The organism is Mesorhizobium sp. M1E.F.Ca.ET.041.01.1.1 (assembly GCF_003997355.1).
Lineage (GTDB): Bacteria > Pseudomonadota > Alphaproteobacteria > Rhizobiales > Rhizobiaceae > Mesorhizobium.
Genome location: NZ_RZSL01001246.1, coordinates 1 through 493, shown reverse-complemented (window position 1 = coordinate 493; position 493 = coordinate 1). Strand labels below are relative to the sequence as shown.

Genomic DNA, 493 nt, shown 5'->3' with positions numbered 1-493 from the left:
GCTGATCGCTGCTCCGAGCTCGCTGCCGGCGATCTTCGACGACTTCAGTCGCATGATGAACGTCGGGCCACGTTCCCGGGTCGCCATGGCGAACAGGGTGCAACATCTGTCGGGACGGCCGCTCAGCGAATTCACCGGCGATCGCCAGCTCGCCGAGGCGCCGGTGCCGACACTGATCATTCACGCGCCGGACGACCGCGAAGTCCACGCCGACCACGCAAAGCGGTATGCGGGCGCCGGCGATCATGTCCGGCTGCATTGGGCCGAAGGACTCGGCCACCGCCGCATCCTTGCCGACAAGGATGTCGTCGCGCGCGCCGTCGGATTCGTGACGGAGCAGCACGAATCGACACTGCACTGAAAAGGGCAGCAGCTTTCCGCCCGCAATAGGGACTTGGTCAGTCGGGTTTCTTCTTCTGACCCGGCTCGACGGGCAGGCCGGCGGCCTTCCACGCGGTGTAACCGCCAAGGATGTGCTTGACCGGCGTGAGAC

General features: G+C 65.7%; 2 pseudogenes. One reads left to right on the top strand and one right to left on the bottom strand.

From position 1 onward, the window contains the following. A pseudogene (locus EOA38_RS38600) lies at positions 1–361 on the top strand (alpha/beta hydrolase); the annotation flags it as partial. A 37-nt stretch (positions 362–398) separates the two neighbouring features. Here the strand turns inward: EOA38_RS38600 and EOA38_RS41195 are convergent. Further along, a pseudogene (locus tag EOA38_RS41195) lies at positions 399–493 on the bottom strand (rhodanese-like domain-containing protein); the annotation flags it as partial.